Annotated in this window: 26 protein-coding genes; 9 read left to right on the forward strand and 17 right to left on the reverse strand. The window is 61.1% G+C overall.

The features are described 5' to 3' along the window. A complete protein-coding gene (locus tag LY631_RS18775; protein WP_445082915.1) occupies positions 1-1,668 on the reverse strand; it encodes an NAD(P)H-dependent oxidoreductase subunit E in 1,668 nt (555 codons plus the stop codon). Positions 1,669-2,111: 443 nt separating this feature from the next. Between LY631_RS18775 and LY631_RS18780 the strand changes: the two genes are divergently transcribed. Genes LY631_RS18780 through LY631_RS18790 form a run of 3 tightly spaced genes read left to right on the forward strand, consistent with a single transcriptional unit; the run spans position 2,112 to position 4,460 of the window. Further along, positions 2,112-2,819: an ABC transporter permease gene (locus tag LY631_RS18780; protein WP_274427128.1), complete on the forward strand. Its 708-nt coding sequence runs from the start codon at positions 2,112-2,114 to the stop codon at positions 2,817-2,819. Next, the gene (locus tag LY631_RS18785; protein WP_274427129.1) at positions 2,812-3,606 is read left to right on the forward strand and encodes an ATP-binding cassette domain-containing protein; all 795 of its coding nucleotides are present in this window, start codon (positions 2,812-2,814) and stop codon (positions 3,604-3,606) included. Before LY631_RS18780 ends, LY631_RS18785 begins: the two co-directional genes overlap by 8 nt. A gap of 23 nt (positions 3,607-3,629) precedes the next feature. Then, positions 3,630-4,460, forward strand: a complete 831-nt coding sequence (locus LY631_RS18790; protein ID WP_445082911.1) for a substrate-binding domain-containing protein — start codon at positions 3,630-3,632, stop codon at positions 4,458-4,460. Positions 4,461-4,464: 4 nt separating this feature from the next. Here LY631_RS18790 and LY631_RS18795 read toward each other — a convergent pair whose 3' ends face one another. Genes LY631_RS18795 through LY631_RS18805 form a run of 3 tightly spaced genes read right to left on the reverse strand, consistent with a single transcriptional unit; the run spans position 4,465 to position 6,895 of the window. Continuing rightward, positions 4,465-5,355 carry a helix-turn-helix transcriptional regulator gene (locus tag LY631_RS18795; RefSeq protein ID WP_274427130.1) on the reverse strand — a complete coding sequence of 297 codons (891 nt, stop codon included), beginning with the start codon at positions 5,353-5,355 and terminating at the stop codon, positions 4,465-4,467. Beyond that, the gene (locus LY631_RS18800) at positions 5,352-5,636 is read right to left on the reverse strand and encodes a sulfurtransferase TusA family protein (RefSeq protein ID WP_274427131.1); all 285 of its coding nucleotides are present in this window, start codon (positions 5,634-5,636) and stop codon (positions 5,352-5,354) included. The genes LY631_RS18795 and LY631_RS18800 overlap by 4 nt, the downstream gene beginning before the upstream one ends. Positions 5,637-5,638: 2 nt before the next feature. Beyond that, on the reverse strand, positions 5,639-6,895 hold the full coding sequence (locus tag LY631_RS18805; protein ID WP_274427132.1) for a molybdopterin molybdotransferase MoeA: 1,257 nt from the start codon (positions 6,893-6,895) through the stop codon (positions 5,639-5,641). Between the two features lie 226 nt (positions 6,896-7,121). On the opposite strand from LY631_RS18805, the gene fdhD reads away from it, so the two are divergent. Next, positions 7,122-8,015 (forward strand): formate dehydrogenase accessory sulfurtransferase FdhD, encoded by an 894-nt coding sequence (gene fdhD, locus LY631_RS18810; RefSeq protein ID WP_274427133.1) that lies wholly within the window; start codon positions 7,122-7,124, stop codon positions 8,013-8,015. Beyond that, positions 8,005-8,631, forward strand: a complete 627-nt coding sequence (mobA, locus tag LY631_RS18815; protein WP_274427134.1) for a molybdenum cofactor guanylyltransferase MobA — start codon at positions 8,005-8,007, stop codon at positions 8,629-8,631. Before fdhD ends, mobA begins: the two co-directional genes overlap by 11 nt. Positions 8,632-8,768: 137 nt before the next feature. On the opposite strand, the gene LY631_RS18820 is transcribed toward mobA, so the two are convergent. The 3 genes from LY631_RS18820 to LY631_RS18830 form a co-directional block, all read right to left on the reverse strand. After that, positions 8,769-9,359, reverse strand: a complete 591-nt coding sequence (locus LY631_RS18820) for an aldo/keto reductase (protein ID WP_274427135.1) — start codon at positions 9,357-9,359, stop codon at positions 8,769-8,771. Then, a complete protein-coding gene (locus LY631_RS18825; protein ID WP_274427136.1) occupies positions 9,356-9,757 on the reverse strand; it encodes a hypothetical protein in 402 nt (133 codons plus the stop codon). Before LY631_RS18825 ends, LY631_RS18820 begins: the two co-directional genes overlap by 4 nt. A gap of 62 nt (positions 9,758-9,819) precedes the next feature. After that, a complete protein-coding gene (locus LY631_RS18830; protein WP_274427137.1) occupies positions 9,820-11,217 on the reverse strand; it encodes an MmgE/PrpD family protein in 1,398 nt (465 codons plus the stop codon). A gap of 106 nt (positions 11,218-11,323) precedes the next feature. Between LY631_RS18830 and LY631_RS18835 the strand changes: the two genes are divergently transcribed. From LY631_RS18835 to LY631_RS18850, 4 genes are all read left to right on the forward strand, one after another. Beyond that, entirely contained in the window at positions 11,324-12,244 is a 921-nt protein-coding gene (locus LY631_RS18835) for a LysR family transcriptional regulator (protein ID WP_274427138.1), read from the forward strand. Positions 12,245-12,376: 132 nt separating this feature from the next. Next, on the forward strand, positions 12,377-13,549 hold the full coding sequence (locus LY631_RS18840; protein ID WP_274427139.1) for an acyl-CoA dehydrogenase family protein: 1,173 nt from the start codon (positions 12,377-12,379) through the stop codon (positions 13,547-13,549). A gap of 10 nt (positions 13,550-13,559) precedes the next feature. After that, a complete protein-coding gene (locus LY631_RS18845; protein ID WP_274427140.1) occupies positions 13,560-14,699 on the forward strand; it encodes a CaiB/BaiF CoA transferase family protein in 1,140 nt (379 codons plus the stop codon). Next, on the forward strand, positions 14,696-15,553 hold the full coding sequence (locus LY631_RS18850; RefSeq protein WP_274427141.1) for an FAS1-like dehydratase domain-containing protein: 858 nt from the start codon (positions 14,696-14,698) through the stop codon (positions 15,551-15,553). Before LY631_RS18845 ends, LY631_RS18850 begins: the two co-directional genes overlap by 4 nt. Before the next feature lie 4 nt (positions 15,554-15,557). Here LY631_RS18850 and LY631_RS18855 read toward each other — a convergent pair whose 3' ends face one another. The 10 genes from LY631_RS18855 to crcB form a co-directional block, all read right to left on the reverse strand. Then, on the reverse strand, positions 15,558-17,024 hold the full coding sequence (locus LY631_RS18855) for a hypothetical protein (RefSeq protein WP_274427142.1): 1,467 nt from the start codon (positions 17,022-17,024) through the stop codon (positions 15,558-15,560). An 18-nt stretch (positions 17,025-17,042) separates the two neighbouring features. Further along, positions 17,043-17,963, reverse strand: coding sequence for an SDR family NAD(P)-dependent oxidoreductase (locus tag LY631_RS18860; protein ID WP_445082912.1), 921 nt, complete (start codon positions 17,961-17,963; stop codon positions 17,043-17,045). Positions 17,964-17,986: 23 nt separating this feature from the next. Then, on the reverse strand, positions 17,987-19,012 hold the full coding sequence (locus LY631_RS18865) for an acyl-CoA dehydrogenase family protein (RefSeq protein WP_445082913.1): 1,026 nt from the start codon (positions 19,010-19,012) through the stop codon (positions 17,987-17,989). A gap of 120 nt (positions 19,013-19,132) precedes the next feature. Then, positions 19,133-19,606: an acetate--CoA ligase family protein gene (locus tag LY631_RS18870; RefSeq protein WP_445082914.1), complete on the reverse strand. Its 474-nt coding sequence runs from the start codon at positions 19,604-19,606 to the stop codon at positions 19,133-19,135. 5 nt (positions 19,607-19,611) lie between these two features. Beyond that, entirely contained in the window at positions 19,612-19,854 is a 243-nt protein-coding gene (locus LY631_RS20540; protein ID WP_445082916.1) for an acetate--CoA ligase family protein, read from the reverse strand. Further along, entirely contained in the window at positions 19,812-20,507 is a 696-nt protein-coding gene (locus tag LY631_RS18875; protein ID WP_274427145.1) for a CoA-binding protein, read from the reverse strand. Before LY631_RS18875 ends, LY631_RS20540 begins: the two co-directional genes overlap by 43 nt. Next, positions 20,446-21,645, reverse strand: coding sequence for a thiolase (locus LY631_RS18880; RefSeq protein WP_274427146.1), 1,200 nt, complete (start codon positions 21,643-21,645; stop codon positions 20,446-20,448). Before LY631_RS18880 ends, LY631_RS18875 begins: the two co-directional genes overlap by 62 nt. Positions 21,646-21,859: 214 nt before the next feature. After that, positions 21,860-22,651 (reverse strand): ATP12 family chaperone protein, encoded by a 792-nt coding sequence (locus LY631_RS18885; RefSeq protein ID WP_274427147.1) that lies wholly within the window; start codon positions 22,649-22,651, stop codon positions 21,860-21,862. Positions 22,652-22,700: 49 nt separating this feature from the next. Beyond that, on the reverse strand, positions 22,701-23,687 hold the full coding sequence (locus LY631_RS18890; RefSeq protein WP_274427148.1) for an RluA family pseudouridine synthase: 987 nt from the start codon (positions 23,685-23,687) through the stop codon (positions 22,701-22,703). A 27-nt stretch (positions 23,688-23,714) separates the two neighbouring features. Further along, positions 23,715-24,092, reverse strand: coding sequence for a fluoride efflux transporter CrcB (gene crcB, locus LY631_RS18895; protein ID WP_274427149.1), 378 nt, complete (start codon positions 24,090-24,092; stop codon positions 23,715-23,717). Positions 24,093-24,115: the final 23 nt, after the last annotated feature.

The following is a 24,115-nucleotide window of genomic DNA, read 5'->3' on the forward strand; positions in this document are numbered from 1 at the left end:
TCAAAGGTCTTCCCGGAAATGGGTCAGAAGGTGGGTGACGGGATTGGGCGCGGCCTGGCCCAATCCGCAGATGGAGGCATCCCGCATCACAACTTCGAGGTCACGAACAGCGGTCTCGTCGAGCTTGCCTTGCTTCTTAAGCAGCGTGACCATCTTCTCGGTACCCTCGCGGCATGGCGTACATTGGCCGCAGCTTTCGTGCTTGAAGAAATTCAGAAGGTTGAGCGTCACGTCCTTAACGCTGTCAGCCTGCGAAAAAATCACGATCGCATGCGAGCCAACGAAAGCGCCCTGCTCGGCGAGTTCGCCGCCGAAATCCAGCGGAATGTCGCCCATCGATGCAGGTAGGATACCGCCTGAGGCACCACCAGGCAAATAGGCCTTAAACTCGTGGCCTTCCGCCATGCCGCCGCAGTAGTCGTCGATCAGTTCACGCGCGGTAACGCCCGCGGGCGCCAGTTTCACTCCCGGGTCACGCACTCTGCCGGAAACCGACCAGGATCGCGCACCGGGGTGATCCGGCTTGCCCTTGCTGGCGAACCAATCCGCACCCTGCTCGACAATGTCGCGGACCCACCACAGGGTTTCGACATTATGGTTGAGCGTCGGGCGGCCGAACAGGCCGACCTGAGCGATGTAGGGCGGGCGATGGCGTGGCAGGCCCCGCTTGCCTTCAATGCTTTCCAGCATGGCGCTTTCCTCGCCGCAGATATAGGCGCCTGCGCCGCGTCTGAGTTCGACGAACCCAGGCTCAATGAGACCGGCGGCCTCAAGAGCGGCGATCTCCGTTCGGAGGATCTGCAGGACCGCGGGGTATTCGTCGCGCATGTAGAAATAGATGCGCTCAGCCTCGACCGCATGTGCGGCAATCAGGGCACCCTCGAACGTGCGGTGCGGGTCCCGTTCAAGATAGATGCGGTCCTTAAACGTTCCCGGTTCGCCCTCGTCGCCGTTGATCGACATCAGCCGGGGGCCGGGATAGGAGCGCACGATGCTCCACTTCCTGCCAGCGGGAAAGCCGGCGCCGCCAAGTCCGCGCAGGCCGGCGCTCTGCATGGTCTCGATCAGCGTATCCACGCTGATCTCACCCGACCGCACCTTTTCCAAAAGCTGATAGCCACCGGACGCGCGATAGGACTCATGTCCGGTATAGTCGGGAACGACCGTCTCCGTTGCACCGTCGCTGGCCATCTGTAGCAGGCTTTCGGCGCTGGCGTGATCGACCTCACGATTGCCGATCCGCGCCGCCGGCGCCGTATCGCAGCGGCCCATGCAGGGCGCACGCACGACGCGAATCGCGGTGGGATCAGCTTTTGCGCCCAGTCCACTGATCAACGACTCCGAGCCGGCCAGCATACAGCTCACCGAGTCGCAGACACGGATCGTAAGCGGGGGCGGAGGCGTCTCGCCCTCCTTCACGATGTCGAAGTGGTCGTAGAAAGTGGCGACCTCGTAAACCTCGGTCTGCGACAGGCGCATCTCTTCAGCCAGTGCGCGAAGATGAGCGGCGGAAAGATATCCGTAACGGTCCTGCACCAAATGCAGGAATTCGATCAGGAGATCGCGACGACGTGGCCGGCCGCCCAGAAGGTCACGGATCTCTCTGAACGCCCCATCATCAAGTGCACGTCCTTTAGGTCCACGATCGCGAGGACGCCGATCTTTCATCATCAAACCCTTCATCTTTCGATCTTGGTAAGCACGCGCACGACGATTTGTACCAACAGTACTATAGGCCAGGAATCGCTCACTTCGCTACGGGGGACGAACGCTACGATCTTGTACAGATGTGATCCATCTCCTCCCTCAACTGCGCGATGATGTCAGCTCAGCTTCACCGATTGCAGATGCAGTAACGCCATCGCAAGTCGCAGATGCAGCAACACCACCGAATTTCTGGCATTTTGTATTCCAGAAGCGCTTCCTGTCAAGCCTAATACCAAGGTCCCCGGATTTTTGATTTATCTGACCGGAGCTTTCACGTGCGTAGCACGGCGCTCCACCGCACTCCGAGGCCACAGGCGTGCCGCGGTCGAACAATAACGGATTTCTTGGGCATTCTACCCAATAATTTCCTGGTATAACGGACAGAAAGGAAGTATCGACTGATTATGCATGATTTCGCATCATCGCTCTCACTGGCCGTCAACCTGATCCTGTCGGGCGATGCCGAGTTGTGGTCGATCGTTCTACTCTCTTTAAGAGTGTCACTGACGGCTGTTGCCGTTGCCGCGGTCATCGGCATGCCGGTTGGTGCAGCCTTGGCGGTGGGACGCTTTGCCGGCAGGCGGGCCCTCATCGTTCTGATGAACGCGCTCATGGGCCTGCCACCGGTGGTGGTAGGCTTGATGGTCTATCTCATGCTGTCGAACAGCGGCCCGCTCGGGGTGTTGCAGCTGCTTTACACGCCCACGGCCATGATCATCGCGCAGGTCGTCCTGGTCACTCCGATCGTCGCCGCCCTGACGCGGCAGGTGGTTGAGGATATAGATGCTGAGTATGCCGAGCAGTTGCGCTCGATTGGCGTATCGCGCTTGGCGTCAGTTCCCACCCTCCTATGGGATGGACGTACCAGCCTCCTGACAGCGGTTCTCGCCGGCTTTGGCCGAGCAACCGCCGAGGTCGGCGCGGTCATTATCGTCGGTGGCAATATCAACCACGTCACGCGCGTCATGACTACGACAATCGCGCTCGAAACTTCAAAGGGCAATCTGGCACTGGCGCTGGCGCTCGGGGCAATCCTGATGCTCATTGCCATTTCGGTGAATGCGGCGGTCGGACTGCTGGGTGCGACATCGGAGCGTGCCGCTCATGCCTGACACCACCATAGCGCATTCCTTTGATGAGTCCCACATTGCTCAGGCGGAGCGTTCTGTCGCGTCTCATACGGACTCCATCCTGCCGGTGAGCGTGACAGACCTGGCTTTCACCGCGGACGGCAAACGCCTGGTCTATATTGACCGTCTGACGTTGCGGGCGGGCGGGTCGACCATCATCATGGGGCCTAACGGCGCAGGCAAGAGCCTGCTCTTGCGCCTTCTGCACGGCCTCATCGGGGCAAGCGAAGGTACGGTGCTGTTCAATAGCCAACCGATGAGCGCCCGTGTGCGACGCCGTCAGGCCATGGTTTTTCAGCGTCCGGTGGTCTTGCGCCGCTCCGTGCGCGCCAACATAGACTATGCGTTGTCCGCACACGGATATCGTGGGTTAAACCGTCGCGAGCGGCTGCGCGACCTTCTTGAGATGGGCGAGCTTGCGGATATGGCGAGGCAGCGCGCACGCACGCTTTCCGGCGGGGAGCAACAGCGGCTCGCACTGGTGCGCGCGGTCGCCGCTTCACCCGATTTGCTCTTCCTGGACGAGCCAACATCGAGCCTCGATCCCGCTTCGACGCATCGGATTGAAGCTCTGATCCGCCGTTTTGCGGAAGAAGGCACGAAGATAGTGATGGTGACTCATGATCTTGGCCAGGCGCGCCGTCTCGCCGACGAGATCGTGTTCATGCATCACGGGAAGGTAACCGAGCAGACGCCCGCAAACGTATTTTTCGACAGGCCCTCATCTCCCGCAGCCCGCGACTTCATCACTGGTGGGCTGCTGGTTTGAGAAAGTTCAGGTTGGAGGAAACTATGATTAATCCGCGCAAATTGCTCGCCTTTGCCACTGTACTGACCGTCCACCTTGCATTCGGATCAGCCACGAGCATGGCGCAGGATCGGTTTATTATCGTGCAGTCGACGACCTCGACTGAGAACTCCGGCCTGCTCGACACGATTCTCCCAGCATTCACCGACAAATCCGGCATAGAGGTGCGTGTTGTTGCGGTTGGCACGGGTCAGGCGATCAAAAATGCCGAGAACGGTGATGGCGATGTGCTTTTGGTCCATGCCAAGCTGGCGGAGGAGGAGTTTGTCGCCGACGGTTGGGGTGTGAAACGGTTTGACGTTATGTACAATGACTTCGTCGTGGTCGGACCGGAGGATGACCCTGCCGGCATCGCGGGATCAAGGGATGCTGTCGCCGCGCTGCGGAAAATCGCCGAGAGCGAGGCGCCCTTCGCCTCGCGCGGCGACGATTCGGGTACCAATAAGGCCGAGTTGGGCCTGTGGAAGGAGGCCGGCATCGATGTCAGGTCAGCGTCAGGTGGATGGTACCGCGAAACCGGCTCCGGGATGGGGGCGACGCTCAACACCGGGACTGGCATGGGCGCCTATGTGCTGACCGACCGCGCCACCTGGATCTCGTTCGGCAACAAGGAAAACCATAGAGTGCTGGTCGAGGGCGATCCGAAGCTTTTCAATCAGTATGGGGTCATTCTCGTTAATCCGGACAAGCATTCCAACGTGAAAGCAGAAGAGGGGCAAGCCTTCATCGACTGGCTTACGGGCTCCGAAGGTCAGGCAGCCATTGCCGACTTCACGATCGACGGCAAGCAGCTCTTTTTTCCGAACGCCCAGTGACGGATCACCGTGCATCGCCGTTGAAATGGACGCTTCCCAGGCCGCTGATATCGTAGCCCATCAGTTCGCCGGCGCGGTCGGCAAATGGTTTCCCCGCAAGGAAGCGCATAAACGCCTGAAACGGCGCTTCGAAATAGTCACGGCGCCAGATCAAAATATCGAACCGCTCCTCGAGAAGCGGCACGAAACCAAGTCGATAGCGTGCCGCCATAGCCGCCAGTCCGAACGCCACCTGGGCTTTGCCTTCCTGCACCTGGAGCGCGGCCTCATCCTCCGTGAGTGCCGGAGAGGCAGGCCCCTCCAAAGCTGCAACGTCTATTCCCACCTCATCAGCCAGCGCCTCCAACAGGCGCTGGCTGCCGGCGCTCCGCTGGCGGCGCACAACGCGGAGACGGGCGATGTCGCTCAAGCCCCCGACGGCCTCGGGATTGCCTGCAGCGACGATCAAACCGCGCTGCCGGCGAGCAAACTCTATCAGCACCGCTGGCCGTTCACCCACCGCGCGCCTTGCCGTGTCCGTATTCCATGCCCCCTCGCCCTCATGCACATGCATGGCGCAGGCAACCGCCTCCCCGCGAACGAAGCGCTCCACACCGTCCAGACTACCATCGAAAAAAGCGGCGATGCCGCTGCCAGATTCGCGTAACGCCCATTCGAGCAGCGGATCGTGGCTGCCGGCCAGGATGAGCGGCGCGGGTGCACTCGGTGCGGCCGGCCCGGAGCGCGAACCCGCGATCCAGGCCGCAACCTCGCCGCGCGGAAACAGAAGTTTGCCGACGACCCGAACGCAAGGCACCTCGCCACTGGCCGCGAGATCGTAAACCTTTCGCTCCTTGATGCGCAGCAGATCGGCGAGTTCGCGCGTCGTCAGATAATCGGGCTCTGTCGCCGTCATTCCGCTCCGGCTTTCTCGATATCGAAGATGAGACGGTCACCGTCACGACGCGAGTCCTTGAGCCGGTCGCCGGTTTCGTTGAGGAGATTGGGAATGTCGATAGCCGCCAGCGGATCGGTGCAATGGACTTCTAGCCGGCTGCCAGGCGCCATGCGACTCAGCACCTTGCGCGTCTTGAGAGCCGGAAGCGGGCATTTCAGCCCGGAGAGGTCGAGAATGTCGGTTGTCATGACGCGACGTTGGTCCAGCCTCGCGCGCTTGTCAATTTCGTCGTGCGCCATGGTTAAAGTATGCTCGAATAAGGCAGGAAACGCACTATGTCGCCGCTGCTCACCTCAACGGTCTCTTCATCGAGTTCAATCAGCCCGTCCGTTTCAACGAGCGAAGACAAAAGACCCGCGCCCTCGCGAGGAAACTTGATCGCTTCCATAACGCCATCTGCGCCAGGGCGGAGATTGGCGCGCACATATTCCCTGCGCCCCGGCTTCTTGCGATAGGTGAATGATGCGCGCAGCGGCGTGAACAGCGGGGGCGGATCGATTGCACCGGCGAGCGCCAGAACAGCCGTACGCGCAATATGGGCGAAGGTCACGAAGCTCGCCACCGGGTTACCGGGCAATCCGATGAACGGCAGGCCCCTGACAACACCCATGGCAACCGGTCGACCGGGCTTGATCGCCACGCGCCAAAAGACCAGCGAACCGACGCTCTCAACAGCGGCCTTCACGTGATCGGCGTCACCGGTCGAAACACCGCCGGACGCGAGAATCAGATCGTAACCCGCGGCGGCGTCCTCAAGTGCACCCGCAATGCGGGTTTGATCATCCTCCAGAATGCCGAAATCGCCGACGACGCAGCCGAGCCGTGCGAGCATTGCCGTCAGCATGAAGCGGTTGGAATCGAAGAGTTGGGCAGGCCCGCGCGCGGCACCCGGCTCCACGATCTCGTTACCGGTCGAAAATACGGCCACGCGGACGGGGCGGCGAACTTTCACTGCGCTCACCCCCAGTGCAGCCGCCAACGCAATGTCCTGTGGTCGCAGGTGCTGCCCCTGCCGCAGTACCGTCTGTCCCTCGGCAATGTCCTCGCCTTGCGGACGCACATTGGCCCCGCGGCGCAGACCGGGCGGCAGGATCACGCGGCCCTCCCCGGCCGGTTGCACATCTTCCTGCATGAATACCGTGTCGGCACCTTCCGGCATCGGCGCGCCGGTGAAGATGCGCACCGTCTGCCCGGCCGTGACCTTCAGGCGCTCAGCCGAGCCAGCCTGCAGACGCCCGGAAACAGCGAATTTGCGGGGTGCATCCTGTGGAATCTCGGCTCCGTCAAGCGCATAGCCATCGACAGCTGAATTGGTGTAGGGCGGCAGCGCAATGGGCGCGACGATATCCTCAGCCAGAACCCGGCCATCAGCCGAGGCAAGCAGAACAAGTTCTGTATCCAGGACAGCGCCGAGCCGTGACCGGATCAGCGCAACGGTTTCGTCAACCGGCATCAGCGGGCCGCCGAAGGCAAAACAGTCGTCGGAAAGTTGCGCCATGAGGCTATCGGTCTCCTTACCGCGAGATACCTAAGGGCATCGAAATTGGAACACTGCCCTGCATCCACGAATCCTCCAACAGTGATCGGTCCATAGCAAGAACCATGCATGCACTAGCAAATCATTTGCCACACCCCACATGCAATAGGAGCGACACGCCAAAGCATTTTCGTTTCCCGGGCGGATGCTCTAGTCTTAACCCCAGACGGTGACTGCTGGAGGAGACATGCACGAGTCAATCGCTAGAGACGAATCCTTGCGGGTCATGCCCCGGCCCGAGGATCCGCGCCTGACGGAACGCGTGGCGGGCATCGATCACACTGGACAGGCGGTCGAGGTCAACGTCCCGGTCGAGCGCGCCCTGACGCTTTTTCTGAATTCCCAGGAGATCGTCACGATGATGACGATCAACGACTATCCCGAATATCTGGCGCTTGGATATCTGCTCAACCAAAACATGCTCAAGCCGGACGACGTGGTGACCGGCGTCGATTATGACGAGGACATCGAAACCGTTATCGTGCGCACCGAACACAACACCAATTTCGAGCAGAAGCTGAAGAAAAAGACGCTGACCTCGGGCTGCGCCCAGGGCACCGCCTTCGGCGATCTCATGGAGGCCCTCGAACACGTCGTGCTTCCGGCGGCCGAGCTGCGCACCTCCTGGCTTTACGAGATGACCCGCACGATCAACACGACACCGTCACTCTATCTGGAAGCCGGAGCGATTCATGGCTGCGTGCTTTGCGTGAAGGGCGAACCGGTCTGCTATATGGAGGATGTCGGCCGCCACAATGCTGTCGACAAGATCGCCGGCTGGATGCTCCGCCACGATATCGACCCTGCCGACAAGATCCTCTACACGACCGGCCGGCTCACATCGGAAATGACGATCAAGACGGTGCGCATGGGCATTCCCATCCTGGTGTCGCGGTCCGGCTTTACCGCCTGGGGTGTGGCGCTCGCTAGAGAGGTCGGCCTGACGCTTGTCGGGCGCGCCCGCGGCAAGCGTTTTTCCGTTCTGTCCGGCCAGGAGCGCCTAGTCTTCAATCAGGATCTTGAGAAAGTCGAGGAAGAATCTCCCCGCCACCAGCGCAAGGCCGGCCGCAATGCAGACTGAAAGCACGGCGGTAGGCGTCATTCTGGCCGGTGGGCTCGCCCGGCGCATGGGCGGTGGCGACAAGACGATGCGCAAGGTTGCCGGTCGGCCGATTCTCGACGTGATCATCGAGCGCCTGCGACCGCAATGCGATGCGCTGATCCTCAACGCTAATGGCGATCCGACGCGCTTCGCCGGTTTCGGTCTGCCGGTGGTGGCCGATAGCGTTGCTGACTTTCCCGGCCCTCTCGCCGGCGTGCTTGCCGCGCTCGATTGGACGGCAGAAAACCTGCCCGACAACAACTGGGTCGTGAGCGTAGCCGGCGACAGCCCGTTCCTTCCACGTGACCTTGTCAACCGTCTCCATAAGGCACAGCGTGAAAACGGCACTGAGCTGGCGGTGGCGGCCTCGAACGGGCGGGCGCACCCCGTGGTTGGGTTGTGGAACGTCAGGCTTCGCGATGCTTTGCGGCAGGCACTGGTCGAGGAGGGAATTCGCAAGATCGACCGCTGGACCGCCCGCTACCACATTGCCGAAGTTAGCTGGCCGACCGACCCCTTCGATCCATTTTTCAACATTAACACCGTCGATGACTGGGGCGAAGCGGAACGCGCAGCCGCGATTGCGCTGAAATAAAAGCGCCCCGGTTTCTTTCAAGATATGAGGATAACCTGCCGCCAGCCGACCAGGGCCGGCTGCTCCTGCCCCACTCCGCCCCTGCAAACGCAAAACGTGTACTGGGTGCAGAAGATTCTCACGCGTTGCCGACCGGCTCAACAATACCTCTCCGGACCGGACCATTGCCCATCGGAATATCGGTCACCGTGCGCCCAACCAACGGGAAGGATCTCTTCGAGGCGCGCCAGAATCTCTTTCGAAAGCTTCAACTCGACCCCGGCCGCCAGTTCTTCCAGGTGTTCCAGATTACGCGTTCCCGGAACTGGAATGACTGAAGAGCTGCGCATGAGCAGCCAAGCAGTCGCGAGCGAGGCCGCCGGCACCTGCAACTCCGCCGAAAAGGCGCGGAAACGATCCGTCGCGGCGATATTGGCAGACAGATTGGGCTCACGAAAGCGGGGATTTTCTTTCAGGAAGGACGAGCGTGATACGCTTTCGGCAGTCGGGCGCCTGTCGGTCAGCAGGCCGCGCCCGACCGGCAAAAATGCGACGAGCGTGGTTCCCAATGCTTCACAGGCCTGCACAAGGCCTAACTCCGGCGCACGCGTGGAGAGAGAATATTCCGACTGCACCGCCGCCACCGAATGCACACACGCGGCCCGGCGCAAAGACGCCGGCGAAATCTCGGAAAACCCGAACGCCTTCACCTTGCCCTGCGCCTTGAAATCCGCGAGGGTTTCGGTCACTTCCTCGATTGGATCTCGGCATCGGCGGCGGTCGGAATGCCGAGCGAAGCCGGGCGGCCTGCCACGGCGCGGATCTGTTTGGGACCCCAATCAGGAACTGCGAAATCATAGGCACCTTCGGACACGAAAAAGGCTTCGGTGGCGAGAAACCCGTAATCGGCGCGGCTGAGTAGGATCGGTTGCAGACGACCGATACCGCTGCCGGACGGCTGAATGCGCACCTTGGTACCGAACTCCTTGCCGAACGCATCGGCAATCGCGGAGGCCTCGGCATAGCCCGCCGACCCGACATCATAGGAGCTCCACACCATCGTGTTGGGCAGGTCCTGGGCGTTTGCGCCGGTTGTTCCGAACGCCAGCGCGCATGTAAACCCCGCAAGCAGGTTAATTTTTCTCATTCTCTCCTCCTTCCCTGATTATCGTTGTGTTCCGGCCCACGCCCGGTAGTGTCCCCTTATTTTCAAGCCGCCCGCTCTGTGCCCCGGCCTTCAGGCGCCGTTGCCGCTAGAAAGGCATGCACATTCTCCACATGCTCGAACTCCAGAACTTCATCGGCAAGCCGAGCGGCATTTGCTCCAATCACCGGCGCTGCGAGTGACTGGAACTTCGCCCTGAAGGAAGGATCGTCGGGAAACTCGTCGGGTTCCCCGGATGGCAAGTTCCGCGCCCCTTTAAAGGTGCCGCGCGATGTTTCGATAATGACCGCACCGCTGAAAAGCAGCTTTGAATCGCGGTCCAGCGTCTTATCCGTCCGCACGGAGAATCGGTCCGCGACCGACAGGACCTCGGCATCGGAAAGCAGCGCATAATCATCCCAGCCGAAGCGTCCCTGATGGAGCGCCACCGCACCCACAAACGGCATCGAAAATTGACCGTCCACGATGGATTGCGGGTTTTTCTTCGCAGCAATCGGCTCTCCCGTCAGCCGCACGCCATTGGAATGCATGGCGACTTCGACGGACTGCACCTCATCGGCCGTAAGCCCGTGTTCCTCGCGCAGGGCGAGCAGAAGATCGATGGATGCATGGGTGTAACGGCAGCTTGGGTACGGCTTCACGCCGATTGCCAGCGTCTCGTAGCGCTCTCCGAGCCCGGCGACCGCTTTCTCGGGGTGTGGTTCGTCCGTATACATGGCCAGCAAGCCATGCTTGCCCTCGACGGCCGCTGTCGCGCCCACAAAACCGTCAAGCGCCAAGCGCGCGCCCATGATGCCGTTCATGGCAGCGGCTCCCACCTGAAAGCGCTTGTTCCATGAGCCATTTTCCAGAAACTGTAGCGAACCGGCGGCCAGGCTTAACACCGCGCCTAAGGCTGCCTCCTGCTGGCGCGCGGAAAGACCCATGAGTTTTCCCGCTGCTACGGCGGCACCAAACGCGCCGGCCGTTGCTGTTGGATGATACCCGCGGCGGTAATGAGCAGTAGGATCCAGGGCGAGCCCGAGCCGGCAGCACACCTCGAACCCAGCCACAATCGCCGCGAGTGTCGCCTTGCCATCCGCGCCCGTCATCTGAGCTGCCGCGAGGGCCGCCGAGATCACGGGCGCGCTTGGGTGCAGCGAGCTTTCCCCGTGGGTATCGTCGAAATCCAGCGAATGGGCATAAATGCCGGCAAGCATCGCCGCCGCAGCGGGCCCGTGTCCTTCCGCCGAACCGGCTACGCGAAGATCGCCGCCGTTGTGAATCCCCAAGGCCGTTAGCGTTTTACGAAAGACCGGCGAGGAATCGCTCAGCGACGCGCCGCGCACCGCATTTCCGAGATAGTCGAGCAGGAGCCGCTTGGCGCGCTCACGCACCGAGCGGGGAAGCGTGTCCCAGTCGGCGCTGGCCGCATAGTCGGCGATGCGCTGCGTAAGCGCCATTCTCATCCTCCCAACGTCTTACCTCCCGCTCTTCTCGCAGACTGAATGCTTGCAAGCCATATTGCAAATGCATACTGCATATAGCTGCTATAGCGTTGAGGCATCTATGGAACTGAGACAACTGCGCACCTTTATCAATGTCGCGGAGCTGAAGAGCATCAGTGCTGCGGCGGAACGTCTGCACATCGCCCAACCCGCCCTCAGCCGCCAGATCCAATCTTTGGAAGAAGAGCTCGGGGTTTGCCTCTTGCGGCGACACGGCCGCGGCGTGGAACCGACTGAGGAAGGCGAGTTCCTGGTTGAGCGGGCTAATGTTGTCCTCAAGGAAATCGAGCGAATCTACAGCGAGATCAAAACGGACGACCCGGTGCTACGTGGGTCAATCAGCCTTGGTCTGCCGCCGACCGTCGCAGACGTACTGGCTACGCCCATCATCGAACGTACCTACTATAACCATCCGGACGTTCGCCTGCGCGTGGTTTCCGGCTTCAGCGGCTTCGTCCAGGACTGGCTGCAGCGAGGCACAATCGACATCGGCGTGACCTATGAGGGTCGCGAGGTCCATTCGGTCCGCTCTCATCCGCTGTTGCTCGAAGAGCTGTTTCTGATCCAGCCGGCAGAGGCGAGCCACGACGACCAGCCCGTGTCATGTGCTGATGCACTACGGCAAAAACTCATCTTGCCAGGCAGTCCCCACGCGCTCCGCAAGCTTCTCGACATGACGGCGAGCAATCACGGCGTGACATTGAACGTCGTTCTCGAAGCTGATACCCTGCCAACACTGCTCGAGCTCGTTCGCCGCGGCCTCGGCAGCACGGTGCTCCCGCTAGTGAGCGTATTTGATGAAGTGCGCAAGGGCCGCTTGAGGGCACGGCGCATCGTCGATCCCGCAATCACGCGCAAGCTGGTGCTCTGGACACCAATTGACCGCCCCTCTTCGCGCCTGACCCAGCAATTCACAGCGATGCTTATTGATGAAGTGTATGCGCTCGTGGCTAGCAAGCGGTGGCCCGGAACCACATTATAGGGCGCTATACCTCCCCATTATGTCATTGCCCCGCTCTAATGCCGGCTTAGCATATCTGAAATTCACACTCGGCTTTTCACGATCGCGGTTCCATCCTCTAACGTCCCCGGAGAACACAATCGGGCGAGGCGTATGAGCGGGCTTATCGAGGACAGTGACGACATTAGGGAGATCCGTGCGGCGGTGCGCAAACTGTGCTCGGGATTTCCTGGCGAATACTGGCGGGCGCTCGACCGCGAGATGGCCTATCCGACGGATTTCGTGGAGGCGCTTACCGAAGCTGGCTTCCTGAGCGCGCTCATTCCTGAGGAGTATGGCGGCTCGGGACTCACCTTCTCAGCGGCTGCGGCCATACTGGAAGAGGTACAGCATGCCGGCTGCAACGGTGCCGCGTGTCACGCGCAGATGTACATCATGGGCGCCATCCTGAGGCATGGCTCGGAGGAGCAGAAAAAGCGCTTTCTGCCGAAAATCGCTTCCGGCGAGGCGCGGCTGCAGGCCTTTGGCGTAACCGAGCCCACAAGCGGCACGGATACGTCCTCGCTGAAGACGACCGCCAAGCGCGATGATGATAGCTATATCGTGAATGGTCAGAAGATCTGGACGTCACGCGCCGAGCATTCGGACCTCATGCTGCTTTTGGCCCGGACCACTCCAAAGGAGGAAGTGAAGAAAGCGACAGACGGGCTGTCCATCTTCATTCTCGACATGAACGAAGCTCGCGGCAACGGTCTGACCATCCGCCCCATCCGCACCATGATGAACCACGGAACGACCGAAGTCTTCTTCGACAATGTTCGCGTGCCGGCGGAAAATCTGGTCGGCGAGGAAGGCAAGGGCTTTCGCTACGTACTATCCGGCATGAATGCCGAGCGCATCCTGATCGCTGCCGAATGCATCGGTGATGCGAAGTGGTTCATCGACAAGGCCTCTGCCTATGCGAGCGAGCGGCATGTTTTCGGCCGCCCGATCGGCAAGAATCAGGGGGTTCAGTTCCCAATTGCAAGGGCCTATGCGGAGATGCGCGCGGCGGAGATGATGGTGCATCAGGCTGTTGCGCTCTACGACCAAGGCGAGAATTGCGGCGAGGAAGCCAATATCGCCAAGATGCTTGCCGCCGAAGCCTCCTGGCATGCCGGCGAGGCCTGCATTCAGACCTTTGGCGGCTTCGGCTTCGCGGAGGAATACGACATAGAGCGCAAGTTCCGCGAGACGCGGCTCTACCAAGTGGCGCCTGTCTCGACCAATCTCATCCTCAGCTACATCGCGGAGCATGTTCTCGGCATGCCACGCTCCTATCGGTAGAGGCTTCACAATGCGACCTCTCGAAGGAAAGCTTGTCGTGGCGATCGAACAGGCGGTCGCCGCTCCTTACTGCACCTCGCGCCTGGCCGATGCAGGTGCGCGCGTCATAAAGGTGGAACGGCCGGAGGGTGATTTCGCCCGTGGCTATGACGAGGCCGCCAATGGTCTCAGCAGCTATTTCGTCTGGCTTAATCGCGGCAAGGAATCTCTTCGTCTCGATCTGAAAGACGACAGGGAGCGAGAAGTTCTGAAGCGAATAATTGCCCAAGCCGACGCTGTGGTACAGAATCTGAAGCCTGGCGCGCTGGAGCGCATGGGGCTGGGACCGGAGAGCCTGCGCCGGGAGCGCCCCCGCCTTATCTACTGCTCGATCAGCGGCTATGGAGAGAGTGGCCCATACGCCAAACGGAAAGCCTACGACCTCCTCATACAGGCGGATGCCGGTCTGTGCAGTATCACCGGCGGGCCTGAGGAGGCTTCGCGCGTAGGCATTTCCATTGTCGACATTGCCACCGGCTCTGTCGCCCATGCCGCAATCATGGAAGCGTTCCTCAGCCGGGCCGCAACAGGCAACGGCGAAGACATTCGCATTTCCATGTTCGACGTGATCGCCGACTGGCTTTCTGTGCCCTATTTGCACGCCCGGTCCGGCAACCCACCCAAGCGGATCGGCCTCGCACACCCGTCCATCTGCCCCTACGGCGTCTTCAAGACCAGTGATGGCAGGGACATTCTCATCTCCATCCAGAACGACCGAGAGTGGAAGGCGCTCTGCGAAATTGTCCTGGAAGACCCGCCCATGGTCGAGGATCCACGCTTCGCCACAGGGGTTGCCCGCGTGGAAAACCGGCAGGTGACGGATAACGCAGTGGCCGAGCGCTTCGGAAGCCGTACGCGAGAGGAATTGATCCCGCTCCTGCTGGAAGCAAACGTGGCTTTTGCGGACGTGAACGATCTCGACGGGCTGGCGCGCCATCCGCATCTTGTCCGCACGGCGTTGCAATCCCCCGCCGGCGATATCGACCTCCCTGCCCCGGCCGCGGTACATAACGGTGTGCGGCGTGGCGGCGGGCGCGTTCCTGAACTGGGAGGGGACAATGCGGCCATCCTGGCCGAATTCGCGGCGGATCTGAGCGAGGAAGAGAAATGAACGCCATACTCGATCCCGGTATCGACCACCTGCGCCAATGGATCGGGTGCACGCAGGAAGCCGAAGAGCTCTTGACGCCGCGCGTGGCCGGCTTGTTCGAGGCCGTTCTGGGCAGCGAGCAGACGGAAAAGCGCGATGGGGACACCGGCTCGCCTGGCATACACTGGTGCATAACGCAGCCAATTGCCCCGATGTCGGCGCTGGGGCAAGACGGCCATCCCGGCCGTGGCGGTTTCCTGCCGCCGGTGAGCCTGCCCCGGCGTATGTGGGCCGGCTCCGCTCTTGAGATAAAGGACGATATCCGCGTTGGCGACAAAGTCCGCCGCATCTCGCGCGTGGAAGACATTGTCCTCAAAGAGGGCCGTAGCGGTCCACTATGCTTCGTCACGGTTGCGCATGATTTTTCCACCCATCGCGGCATTGCCGTGAGAGATCAACAGACCATCGTCTATCGTGGCACGGGCGAGCCACCTGCCGCGAAGACCGGTGGCGTACCGGCGGGTACTGACTCGACAGCACGCGAGACACGAAATGCTGATGCCGTACTCCTGTTCCGCTATTCCGCCGCGACCTCCAACACCCATCGTATCCACTACGACCGGCGGTACTGCACGGAGGTAGAGAACTATCCGGGTCTCGTTGTTCACGGCCCGCTTCAGGGCACGTATCTCTGGAACCTGGCAGCAAAACTGAACGGGCGTGCGCCCGCGCGTTTCGAGTTTCGGGGTGTCGCTCCCCTCTTTGACGGACAGCACTTCACGCTCCACTCCGACGAGGCGGAGGATGGCACGATGCAACTGTGGGTGGCGAACCGGGAAGGCACCATCACAACAAAAGCAACCGCTGGCTGGTGATCCGCTATACCCAGCCCAAATACACGGCGAGCGAGAGAATACTGCTCCACAGGATGAGCATGGTGAGGCTGTAGGGGCCATTCCACCGCATCCCGACCTCGACCGGAGATCGGCCGATCAGCGCCCCCGTATAGACGACCGTTGTGATGAACGGCGAGAACGGGATCGCGCTACCCCAGCCGCCGAGCAGTGCCAGCGCAGCGGCCAGGCTGGAAAGGCCCGGCAGATCCAGAGCATAGGCGAGGCTACCGAGGATCGAGGCCGTAATGATCGGGTTTATGCCGATGCAGCATAATGCATAGACGGTGAGGCTCATAGTCACCACGATGAGAGCCGGATCGAGCGACAAGCCGATGATCTTATCCTGGAGCCATGGCATCGGGATTAGGGCCAGCACAATCACGGCGAGAAGCCCGGCGGAGGCAAAGACCCCCACCTCGCTTGCCGAAGCGGGAAACCGGCGCACCGTTGTGCTTACGGTTGCCGCCATGGTGGACACAGTGCCATAGACTGAACGCGCCTGCAGGAAAGACCAGAAAAGACAATAAAGAGGCACGACCAGAAGCAGGGCCTTCTGGAAGCTGAGGGCGGATAACTCCTCCACCGCAATCACCGCCCCGCCCAATACCAAAACATGCAGAAAGAGCAGGAAAACAGGCCCCAGCCCGCCCTGCGTCCCAGATGTGCCTAAACCTCGGCTGCGACGTGGCGACCCAAAATAGTCGAAGGTCCATCCCATGCCGATCAGCAAAAAAGTGGCGGCAAGGCCGATGGGGGCGATCTCGACCAACTGCAGGTCGGGTATGTTGAGCAGCACGATGTTGATGGCAAAGCCCAAAGGCGACCAGAGTGAAATGAGACTGAAGCCGCGGATGATTGCAAGTGTCATGCGGCGCAGACGCCATTCCGACACATAAACCGACATGTTGCCGCGTTCGCGGGCAAGCGCGCGTGTGGTCATATCGAGGAGAATGGCCAGACCACCGAGATTAATGAGGGTGCCGAAAATATGCCCGCCGACAGTGAGGGCGAGATAGCGCCTGCCGGGCGGCTGTGATGTGAGGAACGCGCCTGCATCGGCGACTTCCCGGGCCTTGGCGGCTGCCGAGCGCAACAACCCCAGCACGCTCAACAGCGCGGACAGAAAGATCATTCGGCTGAGGCCGTCCAGAATGGTTGGCCCGTTCACATCGAACCAGAAGGCCGCCGAAAAGGTCGCGATGGCCAGCGACAGAAGGAAGCGTGTGACACGACTAAGCGCGTTCCAACAGAGAAGGAAATATACCAGAAGTGCCAGTGAGGCTGCGCCGATCGCCATCCCCACCTCAAAGAACACGTCTAAATAGGCCGCCGATATGACGAGCGACAGGCACGCCATGGCGGCCTTCTCACGCCGATTCGCGAAAGCCGGGAAAGCGGCTTCCGCGTTATCGTCGTCCGTTATTTCTGCAGGTTGGAGCGAGTCCGTCACGGCACCTTGCCAGTGGGATCAGATCGGATCCCAGCTAAACACATCGCCGCTACGCTCTGTCGGAGTGAGACTGCCGCGGAAAGCCGGCAGTGCGCGCTCGGCCAGCGCCTGTGGCGTCCAGCCTTCCGAAGCATGGACACTGCGGATCGGACCGGTCTGATTGAACAGGAATACCTCATTGAGCCGTGCCGCGAATATCTGGCCGGTAATCTCGCTGGCGGCATCGGAAGCGAGAAAGACCGCCAGCGGCGCATTGGTTTCCGGTGTCATGCGCTTCAGTCGTTCGACCCGAGCCTGCTCCTCAGGTGTCTTGGCGGGGATGGAATCGGTCATACGGCTCCAGGCAAACGGTGCAATGCAGTTCGAACGCACATTGAAACGCGCCATGTCGAGCGAGATCGACCGCGAAAGACCGGCAATGCCAAGCTTCGCGGCCGAGTAGTTCGCCTGGCCGAAATTGCCAATGAGCCCGGAGGTGCTCGTCATGTGGACGAATGCACCGCTCGACTGCTTGCGGAAATGTTCCGCCGCCGCCCGGCTGACATAGAAGCTGCCGTTCAGGTGAACGTCGATGACAGCCTTCCAGTCCGCCGGATCCATCTTGTGAAAGATGGAATCGCGCAGAATGCCGGCATTGTTGACCACCACATCTATACGACCGAAGCTATCCAGCGCGCATTGCACGATCTTCTGCGCGTTTTCCCATTCCGAAACGCTGTCCGTATTGATCACGGCCTCGCCGCCGAAATCCTCGATCATGCGTTTGGTTTCTTCCACCGGCGTCGTGGAGCTGCCCTCGCCCTCCAGCGACACGCCGATATCATTGATGACGACGCGCGCTCCGGCCTTCGCCATTTCCACTGCGATCCCCCGCCCGATGCCCCCGCCGGCACCCGTGACGACCGCAACTTTGCCTTCCAGACCCAAGCCGTTCGACATACTCATTCCCCTGTTCTGTTCACTCATGTCTTGAAGGAAAGCCCCAAGACCTGTTTCGCAACAATATTGCGCTGGATCTCGGATGACCCGCCATAGATCGAGGACGGCCGCGCCTGGATGAAAACACTCGCCGGATAAAGCGAGGTGTCGTCGGGCAGCGGATCGAAGAGAGCGGCGTTTTCGCCTGCCAGATCAACGATGTGATCGGTGATCTTCTGGTAGAGCGCCGATTGGTTGATCTTCAGCATGGAAATATCCGGGCCGAGCTGCTCGCCGCGGCGCACCTGGTCGGCGAAGGTGCGATAGAAGGATTTGTGATCTTCGAGCTCCATATGCAGCCGCGCATAAAGCGCCTGAAAATCCTCATCATCAAACCGGCCGAGCTTGCGCGCGAGACGCGCGAGATGTTCCAGCGCGCCGGCTGCCTGCGCTGGAGAGCCGAGAAAGATGCGCTCAAAACCCAGCAGGCTCTTTGCAATCTTCCATCCCTCATTGACCCCGCCCACAAGTGCGTTGGCAGGCACCCGGACGTCCTTGAAGAAAACCTCGGCAAACTCGTCATGCATGTCGAGATTGATGATGGGCCGCACCTCCACGCCGGGTGTATCGATCGGCACCAGAAAGAAACTGATGCCACGCTGCTTCACCGCGTCGGGGTCGGTGCGGGCCAGCACATATATCCAGTTGGCATCCATGCCCAGCGTGGTCCAGATCTTCTGACCGTTGATCACCCAATCCTCGCTATCGCGCACGGCACGGGTTCTCAGGCTGGCCAGGTCGGATCCGGCATTGGGTTCGCTGTAGCCCTGACACCAGATGTGTTCGCCGGACAGGATCTTCGGCAGGTGGAATTCGCGCTGCTCCTTCGTGCCGTAGCGGATGAGCAGCGGGCCGATCATCGTCATGCCCTGATCGTTGGTGCGGGCGCAGCCGTGCCTTTCCTGTTCCTCAATCATGATGAGGAGCTTTGACGGCGACAGGCCCATGCCGCCATGCTCGCGCGGCCAAGCCGGCGCCAGCCAGCCCTGCTCCGCCAATTGCGATACCAATTTTCGCTCTGGGCGAAGTGCAGCCGCTTTGGCGGATTGCAGATTTCGGGCGGATAGCTCTCCTCGAACCACCGGCGAACGACGAGACGAAAAACGTCATCCGGAAGAGGATTGAAGTCCTCAAAGGGTTCTGGCGTCGGGATGGACATGCTCATGCTCCCTTGAATTTCGGCGGGCGCTTTTCAAAGAACGCCCGGCGCCCCTCTTCCGCGTCCGCGCTGCGCAGCAGGAGAGCTTTGAAAGCATTTCAGCCAGGGCACCAATGTCGACCGGAGACTGACCGCGCGCCCCGTAGAGGATCGAGGCGCCCTTGATCGACTCGATCATCGAGCGCGCCTCCGCGGGCGTGAAGGGGCACGGCCGGATTGCCACATCGTTCAGAATCTCGACATAAATCCCGCCGAGCCCGAACACGGCCACAGGGCCGAAACTCGGATCCCGCTTTATGCCCATGAAGCATTCAACACCGCCGCCCAGCTGGCGTGAAACGAGCACGCCATGGACATCCGCCTTCGGCGCCTTCTCGGCGGCAGCCGCCAGAATCGCGTTATAGGCCTGCATCGCCTGGTCACGGCTTTCTATGCCGAGTTTCACCCCGCCTATATCGGATTTTTGTGCAGGATGTGGGGCGACAGGATTTTCATGACCACTGGAAAGCCGATCTTCTCTGCCGTCTCGGCCGCATCCTCGGAGCTTCTAACGACCAATTCCGGTGCGACTTGCAGCCCCGCTTCGGCCAGAAGGCGTTTGGCTTCGAACTCGTCCGGCGTGGTGGCGGCAGTTGCACCGGCTGCACCGGTTAGGCGCAGATGACGTCGATGCTGTCGCTCTCGGCCATCCAGCCAATGACGTCGCCAACCGAAATATCCGCCTCGTTTCCCGTCGCCACCAAGACGGGGGCACCGATATTGCGCTGGCGGGCCACTGCCGCCAGATGTCCCCCGTAGGCGCCTGACTGGCTGGCAATGCCGATGTTGCCTTTCAGTGGAAAGGCAAGTTCCAACGAAGACGAAAACGTGCCGTAATAGTTGATTGTGGCGTTGAAAACACCGAGACTGTTGGGCCCGAGCATGCGCATGCCGTGACGACGCACCGTCTTCAGGAGTTGCTCCTGCATGGTACTGCCTTCTGTCCCGAGCTCCGCGAAACCGGCTGTGAAGAGGGTTACACTCCGGCAGCCCTTCCCGCCGAGATCCTCGACTGCCTTGAGAGCATGCGCCGGCGGCACGGCAATGATCGCGGTATCCGGCACTTCCGGGAGGGCATCCACCGACGGGTAGCAGGCAAGCCCCTGCACCGTCACCCTGTTCGGGTTGACCGGCAGGATGCGCCCCTTAAACCCCGCCTTCAGCATGGCGTCTATGGGCCGTCCGCCGATCCGCTGCGTGTCCCCCGATGCGCCGACGATGGCGACGGAGGACGGTGCAAGAAGACTATCTAGGGACGAAAAGTCGTAGTCCGCGGCATCGCCGTCGCCGGTGGCTCCAAAGCGCATTTTCAGACCCCAAAAAGGCTGTGACCTGGCTGGAAAGCGTGCCGCCATTGCCGTGCAGCAGCGCCACATCACATTCGCCAAGCTGTCGCTCGCCGGCTTCGCCGCGGATTTGGGCCACGGCCTCTGCGATCAGGAACATACCGTACATGCCGGGATGCACGCAGGACAGGCCGCCCCCATTCGTGTTGACGGCAAGCGAGCCGCCAGGTGCGATATTTCCGTTCTGCACGAAGGAACCGCCCTCACCCTTTGGGCAAAAGCCAAGATCTTCCAGAAATAGGATCGTGTTGATGGTGAACGCATCATAGAGCATCACAAGGTCGACGTCGGAATGCGTGAGGCGGGCCATTTCGAACGCGCGCGGTCCGCTGTCGGACGCCGCAGTCACGGCTAGGTCCGGCATGGTCACGATGGACCGGTGCCAATTGGCGCCGGCGGCGCCGAGGAAGTAGACGGGTTTGCGTTTCAGGTCGCGTGCCCGGTCGGCCCGCACCAGAACGCATGCCGCCCCGCCATCGGTGACCAGGCAGCAATCGGCCTTGGTCAGCGGGTCGCTGATCATACGGCTGGAAAGCACGTCATCCCGCGAAAGAGGCCCGCGGGCAAAGGCTTGTGGATTGAGGTTGGCCCAATCACGCGCGGCAAGGGCAACATCGGCCAGCATCTCGCGCGTCGTGCCGTATTGATGCATATGCCGGCTCGTCGCCAGTGCATAGGCAGTTATGGGGTGGCGCGGACCATAGGGCGTTTCATGCCATTGCGGCTCACTCATCGAGACCAGCCTGCCGCCGGCGGTGCGCTGGTTTGAGCCGTAGCAGATAAGCGCGGCATCACACAGACCCGCCTCAAGCGCGAGCGAGGCCTGCAGCAGATGCATTTCGAAACTGGAGCCGGCAACATTTGTGCTGTCGAAATATTTGGGCTTGAGGCCGAGATACTCGACCGTGCTCATGGACGCGAAAGCATGCTGGCTGGTTGCTGCGAAAACCGCATCGATGTCGGATACCGCAAGCCCGGCGTCATCAATGGCAGCGACGGCCGCTTGCCCAAGGAGTTCTATCGCCGAAAACCCTGGAGCTTCGCCCATCCCGGCTGTACCCATACCGGCGATAGCTGTCTTGCCGCGCAAAGAGCTCATTGGACCATTTCTCCGCCGGCTGCGGGTGTGAAGACAATCCGCGGCGGAGCGGCAAGCCTCTCGTGTAAGGCTACAACGAGGCTCATTCCCGAGTCGCACAGGCAGTCAAAGGAGGGGTATTCTCGTTACGTCTCAGTGGCTTGCAAAGCTGCTGGTTCGATTCAGCTATTGCCCCAGTTCTTAACGCATTGATTCAAGTAGTGAGCGGTGCGGATCACTTACCAAGGGATTCGATGAGAGTTACAGCACCCATCATGTCCCGGCGGCGGGCGGCGCGGCGCTCCGAAGCTTCCGCGTCTTCACCCCATTGTGCGATATTCCAGTCCTCGTCCACATGAGCCGCTTTCCAGGCCTCGTCCGCAGCGATTGCGTTAGCCTCAACCGCGAGCGCGAGAATAGCGGATCCGGTCAATGTCGTCATGAGATGAAGCGCCGCGATGCGAAAAGGGTCGCGGCGTGGACGCAGATGCGCGCTCACGGCGGCAATCGTCTGGCGCGGCTGCTCGACATGCATGACGCCTTCGGCAAGAACGAAGCGCGCGCCCATCTCGGCTTCGGCCCAGTCGAGCACCGGGTCCCAGGCTTCGGCCTGTAGCGCTATGAGACGCTCCGGACCTTCCGCGCGGTAGCACAGGAGATCACTGGAGGCGAAGCGCAGTATATCCTCCGCGACTGCCTGTACATCACTTGCCACGCCGTCGATCGCTGTATTGACCAGACGTGTAATCGGCATAGTCATCGGATTGATTTGCTCTTCCTGAGCGTCATACTCATGCGCCACAAGCTCTGCCGCTTGCTTTGTCGGCAGAGCCATTTCCGAGCCGGCGGGCGTGCGCACGACGCGCCCGTCGAGTTCAGCCGTGTAGCGTTCCCCATCGCTGCCAACACCCGCCTTCTTGTAGAAGCGCTTCGACAGAGATGGCCGCATTTGCTTTTGTGCACGCCGCACGGGATCGGGGTCGGAAAGCTGCCGACCATTTTCGAGGTCTGTCAGAATATCACGCATGGCACTCATATAGGATCTGAGGCGGACCGCGTCACCCGTGGCCGGGGGCTTATACGGTTTCTTCCGCCAGTGTTTCGTCAAAGCCAAGCAGGTTCCAGCTTTGCTGCATATGCTGCGGCAACTCCGCCGCCACGTCGATCTTGCCGCCATCGGGATGAGGAATGGAGATGCGACGTGCATGTAGGTGAAGACGGTTCTGCATGCCGCCCGGCAACTGCCAGTTCTGGTCGGCCTCAAAGTATTTCGCGTCTCCTATGATCGGGCAGCCGATCGAGGCGGCATGGACGCGCAACTGGTGGGTCCGCCCAGTGAACGGCTCCATGTGCAGCCAGGAAAGCGCCGTACCCGCCTGCTCTATGAGGCGATAAGTGGAGATGGCGTGGTCGGCATCCGGCTCACCATGGCGCGCGACGCGCACGCGATCGCCGTCAGCGGTCTGCTCTTTCAGAAGCCAGGTTGAGATACGGCCTTCCGGCTTTTTCGGTACGCCTTTGACCAGCGCCCAATAGATCTTCTTGGTTTCGCGAGCGCGGAATGACGCAGCAAGGCGCATAGCTGCCTGCCGGGTCCGCGCCACAACCAACACCCCGGAAGTCTCCCGGTCAAGTCGATGCACAAGGCGTGGCTTTTCGCCTTTCCTGTTCCGCCAGGCTTCCAGCATGCCGTCCACGTGGCGATTCACACCAGACCCGCCCTGCACCGCCAGCCCCGCCGGCTTATTGAAAACGAAGACCTTGGGATCCTCGTAGAGCAGCATGCGAGACAGCACATCGCCATCAGCCTGATCGCGCACGGTGCGCATGGTCACGGGCGCATTGTCCTTGCGGTCCACCGCCAAGGGCGGCACACGGATCACCTGCCCCGGCTGCACTCGGGTATCGGCCTTAGCGCGGCCGCCATCCACCCGAACCTGGCCCGTACGCAGCAGCTTCTGCAATTGCCCGAAGCCAAGACCCGGATAATGGGTCTTGAACCAGCGGTCGAGCCGCATCCCCGCCTCGTCCGCTTCCACCGGCACTTGTTCTACGCCTGTCATCACTTCACCTTTCGGGGCGCAATAGCACTAGAGCACGCTTCTGGCGAGCCATAATCCTGCGAACAGGGCGAGGATCGCGCCCGCCACGCTGGCCGCGACATAGGCTGCCGCCGGCGCTAACGCACCACGTTCCCATAAGATGGCGACATCCAGTGAAAAAGCAGAAAAGGTGGTGAAGCCGCCCAGTATGCCGGTGGCAACGAACAGACGTACCTCCTGCGAAGCACCTAAACGGCGGGCAAGCGCCTCAATGAACAGCCCCATGATGAAACTTCCGGCAATGTTCACCGCCAGCGTTCCCCAGGGGAACGCCAAGCCGAACGCCCGTCCGGCTGCCGATACACTCAGGTGACGAAGGCCCGCACCCAGTGCGCCGCCGAGGCAGACAAGGAATAGCTGGTACATGTGCAGCTCAGCTAGGCGCGTTG

The sequence above is a fragment of the Chelativorans sp. YIM 93263 genome (assembly GCF_028767125.1).
In the GTDB taxonomy this organism is placed as follows: Bacteria; Pseudomonadota; Alphaproteobacteria; order Rhizobiales; family Rhizobiaceae; genus Chelativorans.

Coding starts and splice junctions, on each gene's coding strand:
- LY631_RS18795 (WP_274427130.1), bottom strand. CDS start 5,355: ATGACGGCGACAGAGCCCGATTATCTGACGACGCGCGAACTCGCCGAT.
- crcB (WP_274427149.1), bottom strand. CDS start 24,092: ATGTACCAGCTATTCCTTGTCTGCCTCGGCGGCGCACTGGGTGCGGGC.
- LY631_RS18805 (WP_274427132.1), bottom strand. CDS start 6,895: ATGGCGCAACTTTCCGACGACTGTTTTGCCTTCGGCGGCCCGCTGATG.
- LY631_RS18875 (WP_274427145.1), bottom strand. CDS start 20,507: ATGCGCTTTGGAGCCACCGGCGACGGCGATGCCGCGGACTACGACTTT.
- LY631_RS18835 (WP_274427138.1), top strand. CDS start 11,324: ATGGAACTGAGACAACTGCGCACCTTTATCAATGTCGCGGAGCTGAAG.
- LY631_RS18860 (WP_445082912.1), bottom strand. CDS start 17,963: ATGTCGAACGGCTTGGGTCTGGAAGGCAAAGTTGCGGTCGTCACGGGT.
- LY631_RS18800 (WP_274427131.1), bottom strand. CDS start 5,636: ATGGCGCACGACGAAATTGACAAGCGCGCGAGGCTGGACCAACGTCGC.
- LY631_RS18845 (WP_274427140.1), top strand. CDS start 13,560: ATGCGACCTCTCGAAGGAAAGCTTGTCGTGGCGATCGAACAGGCGGTC.
- LY631_RS18785 (WP_274427129.1), top strand. CDS start 2,812: ATGCCTGACACCACCATAGCGCATTCCTTTGATGAGTCCCACATTGCT.
- LY631_RS18880 (WP_274427146.1), bottom strand. CDS start 21,645: ATGAGCTCTTTGCGCGGCAAGACAGCTATCGCCGGTATGGGTACAGCC.
- LY631_RS18830 (WP_274427137.1), bottom strand. CDS start 11,217: ATGGCGCTTACGCAGCGCATCGCCGACTATGCGGCCAGCGCCGACTGG.
- LY631_RS18840 (WP_274427139.1), top strand. CDS start 12,377: ATGAGCGGGCTTATCGAGGACAGTGACGACATTAGGGAGATCCGTGCG.
- LY631_RS18780 (WP_274427128.1), top strand. CDS start 2,112: ATGCATGATTTCGCATCATCGCTCTCACTGGCCGTCAACCTGATCCTG.
- LY631_RS18885 (WP_274427147.1), bottom strand. CDS start 22,651: ATGCGTGATATTCTGACAGACCTCGAAAATGGTCGGCAGCTTTCCGAC.
- LY631_RS18775 (WP_445082915.1), bottom strand. CDS start 1,668: ATGAAAGATCGGCGTCCTCGCGATCGTGGACCTAAAGGACGTGCACTT.
- LY631_RS18825 (WP_274427136.1), bottom strand. CDS start 9,757: ATGAGAAAAATTAACCTGCTTGCGGGGTTTACATGCGCGCTGGCGTTC.
- LY631_RS18790 (WP_445082911.1), top strand. CDS start 3,630: ATGATTAATCCGCGCAAATTGCTCGCCTTTGCCACTGTACTGACCGTC.
- LY631_RS18890 (WP_274427148.1), bottom strand. CDS start 23,687: ATGACAGGCGTAGAACAAGTGCCGGTGGAAGCGGACGAGGCGGGGATG.
- mobA (WP_274427134.1), top strand. CDS start 8,005: ATGCAGACTGAAAGCACGGCGGTAGGCGTCATTCTGGCCGGTGGGCTC.
- LY631_RS18850 (WP_274427141.1), top strand. CDS start 14,696: ATGAACGCCATACTCGATCCCGGTATCGACCACCTGCGCCAATGGATC.
- fdhD (WP_274427133.1), top strand. CDS start 7,122: ATGCACGAGTCAATCGCTAGAGACGAATCCTTGCGGGTCATGCCCCGG.